Annotated in this window: 1 protein-coding gene; it reads left to right on the top strand. The window is 61.9% G+C overall.

Annotated features, from left to right (window positions below; genetic code table 11):
- The coding region (locus F6V30_RS16940; RefSeq protein WP_246163606.1) for a GTP-binding protein at nt 1-318 on the top strand (318 nt) is incomplete at both ends.

The raw sequence follows: 318 nt of genomic DNA, 5'->3' as shown, positions 1-318 counted from the left end.
GTGAGCGCGGTATTACGATTGCCACTGCGCACGTTGAATACGAGACCGAGAAGCGTCACTACGCCCACGTCGACTGTCCGGGCCACGCCGACTACGTCAAGAACATGATCACGGGAGCCGCGCAGATGGATGGCGCCATCCTGGTCGTGTCCGCCGCCGACGGCCCCATGCCCCAGACCCGCGAGCATATCCTGCTTGCCCGTCAGGTAGGCGTTCCCTACATCGTCGTCTTCCTGAACAAGGCGGACATGGTGGACGACGCCGAGCTGCTGGAACTGGTTGAGCTCGAGATTCGCGAGCTTCTGTCCAGCTACGACT

Origin of the sequence: Oryzomonas sagensis (assembly GCF_008802355.1) — a bacterium.
Lineage (GTDB): Bacteria > Desulfobacterota > Desulfuromonadia > Geobacterales > Pseudopelobacteraceae > Oryzomonas > Oryzomonas sagensis.
The sequence above is the reverse complement of the archived record's forward strand: the minus strand, read 5'-3'. Positions and strand labels throughout refer to the sequence as shown.